Origin of the sequence: Kitasatospora sp. NPDC086801 (genome assembly GCF_044745805.1) — a bacterium.
In the GTDB taxonomy this organism is placed as follows: domain Bacteria; phylum Actinomycetota; class Actinomycetes; order Streptomycetales; family Streptomycetaceae; genus Kitasatospora.
In genome coordinates this window covers 1-3,282 of record NZ_JBIVAX010000094.1, presented here as the reverse complement: position 1 = coordinate 3,282, position 3,282 = coordinate 1, and the positions used below count along the sequence as shown (strand labels likewise).

The following is a 3,282-nucleotide window of genomic DNA, read 5'->3' as shown; positions in this document are numbered from 1 at the left end:
CGGCCGCATCGTCGACGAACTCCACCACCCCACCGCCGACACCGTCCTGGACCGCATGCGCCGCTTCGACGCCAAGGGCCGCACCAGCTAGAGCCTTCCGCGAGCCCCGCGCCACCGACCTTCGAGAACCCCCAGGACTGACACCCCCTCATGTACCGCACCGCTTTGCGCACCGTGCTGGCCCACAAGAGCCGACTGCTCATGACGATGCTCGCCGTGCTGCTCGGCACCGCCTTCGTCGCCGGCACCATGGTCTTCTCCGACACCTTCGGCAACGCGCTCAGGACTCAGAACTCCAAGAGCTACACCGACATCGCCGTCACGGTCAGTGACCGAGACGCCGCCCGCCAGGCCTACGACCACACGGGCGAGGACTCCGAGGGCCCGGCCCTCACCGAGGAGATCCGCAAGGCGGTCGCGGCCCTGCCCGGCGCCGCCGAGGCGCGCGGCGTGGTCAGCGGCTTCGCCGGCATCGCCGACAAGAAGGGCGCGCTGATCGGCAACGGTTTCTCCACCACCGGCACCAACTACGTGCCGGGCGCCGACGGCACCGACCCGCGCTACCCGCTGGTCGACGGCCGCGGCCCGCACGGCTCGGGCGAGATCGCACTGGACACCAAGACCGCCGAGAAGGGCGGCTACCAGGTCGGCGACACCATCCGGGTCGCCGTCAACGGCCCGGTGATGGAGCTCAAGCTCACCGGCACCCTGACCACCAATGACCCGCGCGTGCTGGCCGGCGGCTCGCTGGCCGCCTTCGACACCGCCACCGCCCAGCAGCTCTACCTGAGCCCGGGCCGCTACGCCGAGCTGGACGTCAAGGGCAAGCCGGGCACGGACGACACCGCGCTGCTCGCCGCCGTCAAGCAGACCGCCCCGCAGGGCGACTCGATCGAGGCGAAGACCGGGCGCGAGCTCGCCGCCGAGCAGGACCGGATGATCCAGCAGGGCACCAAGGTCCTGAGCACCTTCCTGATGGTCTTCGCCTTCATCTCACTGTTCGTCGGGATCTTCATCATCGCCAACACCTTCACCATGCTGGTCGCCCAGCGCACCAAGGAACTCGCACTGCTGCGAGCGATCGGCGCCAGCCGCAGGCAGATCACCCGCTCCGTGCTGGTCGAGGCACTGCTGGTCGGCCTGCTCGCCTCGGCGGCCGGGCTGCTCGCCGGCATCGGGATCGGCGCCGGAATGCAGTCGCTGGTCAGTGCGATGGACGACACCATGCCGCAGGGCTCGCTGGTGATCAAGCCGCTCACCATCGCGGTGACCCTGGCCGTCGGCGTCCTGGTGACGGTGCTGTCAGCCCTGCTGCCAGCCCTGCGCGCCGCCCGGATCGCCCCGGTGGCGGCGATGAGCTCGGTCGAGCAGCCGGCCACCCAGAAGAGCCTGCGGGTGCGCAACGCGATCGGCCTGCTGTTCACGCTGGCCGGCGCGGGCGCCCTGGCCGCGGGCGTGGGCGGCAAGGAGTTCAAGCTGGTCGGGCTCGGCGCGGGCGCCCTGCTGATCGGCGTGTTCGTACTGACCCCGCTGCTGTCCCGGCCGCTGATCGCCCTGTTCGCCCCGCTGCTGCGCCGGCTGTACGGCACGCCCGGCAAGCTGGCCCAGGAGAACGCGATCCGCAACCCGCGCCGGACGGCGGCCACCGCCTCGGCGTTGACCATCGGCGTCACCCTGATCACCGCACTGACCGTGGTCGGCGCCTCGGTGAACAAGGCCGTCGACGAGGAGACCACGAACGACCTCAAGGCCGACTACACGGTCGCCATGCAGAACGGCTCGAGGCTCTCCCCCGAGGTCGCCGGCCAGCTCGCCAAGGCGCCCGGCGTCAGCGCCATGAGCGTGATGCGTGAAGTCCGGGTGACGACCGACAAGGGCGACTCCGACTACGAGTTCCTGACGGGCGTCGACGCCGCGACCATCGGCCAGCTGGCCACCGTCAAGGTCAAGGACGGTTCGGCGGACGCCCTCAAGCAGGGCAAGCTGATGATGAGCTCGGGCACCGCCGAACGCCTCGGCTTCAAGGTCGGCGACACCATGGCCGTCACCTACCCGGACAAGACCAAGGGCTCGCTCACCGTCGGCGCCGTGCTGGAGGCCAACAGCGCGCTGGCGGGCATCGTCGCCCCGGACAACGTGGTGGGCCCGCACGCGCTGCCCGGCTCCGGCCCGGCGAAGGTCCTGGTGAAGGGCGCCAACGGCGCGGACGAGAAGCTGAAGCAGGCGCTGCGCGACGCGACCGGCGGAAACCCGCTGATCGCGGTCAAGGGCGAGAAGGACGTCAAGGCGGAGAACCGTCAGCTGATCACCGGCATGCTGAACATGACGTACGGGCTGCTCGGGATGGCCGTGGTGATCGCGGTGCTCGGCGTGGTCAACACCATGGCGATGTCGGTGTTCGAGCGGCGCCGGGAGATCGGCATGCTGCGGGCGATCGGCCTGGACCGGATCGGCATCCGCCGGATGGTCCGGCTGGAGTCGCTGCTGATCGCGCTGTTCGGCGGCGCGGTCGGGATCGGGCTCGGGATCCTGGTGGCCTGGGCGGGCACCCGCACGATGGCGGACTCGCTCAAGAACATCACCACCGTGGTGCCGCCGGTGCAGATCGTCGGCTTCCTGGTCGCGGCCGCGGTGATCGGCCTGCTGGCCGCCCTCTGGCCGGCCCACCGGGCCGCCCGGATGGACATCCTGGGCGCGATCAAGAGCGAGTAGGCCCCGCCCCTGAGCAGCCCGGAGCCCCGGATGGTCGACGACCGTCCGGGGCTCCGGCGTATCCCGGTCCCACCGGGGTACGGCTGTCGGTGGTGCGTGCAAGGATGCTCGCGCACACAGGGGCGAGGCGAAGGGGGCCAAGGCATGGAGACCAGCCGGTTCACGGGCGAGGACCCGCACGGGCACCAGCACGCGGTGAAGGTCGTCTCGGGGCGGAGCAACACCCGGCGCGTGGTCTGCGAGAGCTGCGGCTACCGCAGGTCGGCGACGTTCGGCGCGCAGGCGAAGGCCTCCCAGCACCTGTCGCAGACGCACGACGCCGGGTACGTCCGACAGGAGTTCGCGCCGGGCCCGTGGATCGCCGCGGCCGTCGGGCTGGTCGCCTTCATCGTCTTCCTCTGCGTGTACGGGATATAGCGCCGCGTGCCCGTACGGGACATAGCGCCGCACACGACACCGCCCCGCCCGGCGGGGTGGGCGGGTTCTATTGATCCCCGCAACACCCTGGAGTTCAGGGAGTTGCGGGGATCGTGGATTTCGAGGTGCTGAAGGCGAGGTTCTTCGAGGCGC

The 3,282-nt window shown here is 70.7% G+C and carries 2 protein-coding genes and 1 pseudogene; all 3 read left to right on the top strand.

What is annotated here, in order from left to right; translation table 11 throughout:
• Window positions 1-91: pseudogene (locus ACIPLC_RS38065) on the top strand (ABC transporter ATP-binding protein); the annotation flags it as partial.
• A gap of 59 nt (window positions 92-150) precedes the next feature.
• Window positions 151-2,712 carry an ABC transporter permease gene (locus ACIPLC_RS38060; protein ID WP_400477643.1) on the top strand — a complete coding sequence of 854 codons (2,562 nt, stop codon included), beginning with the start codon at window positions 151-153 and terminating at the stop codon, window positions 2,710-2,712.
• A 144-nt stretch (window positions 2,713-2,856) separates the two neighbouring features.
• Window positions 2,857-3,129 (top strand): hypothetical protein, encoded by a 273-nt coding sequence (locus ACIPLC_RS38055; protein ID WP_400477642.1) that lies wholly within the window; start codon window positions 2,857-2,859, stop codon window positions 3,127-3,129.
• Window positions 3,130-3,282 lie beyond the last annotated feature (153 nt).

Excerpts from the sequence above, each read along its gene's own strand:
- ACIPLC_RS38055 (WP_400477642.1), top strand. The coding sequence starts at position 2,857 with ATGGAGACCAGCCGGTTCACGGGCGAGGACCCGCACGGGCACCAGCAC.
- ACIPLC_RS38060 (WP_400477643.1), top strand. The coding sequence starts at position 151 with ATGTACCGCACCGCTTTGCGCACCGTGCTGGCCCACAAGAGCCGACTG.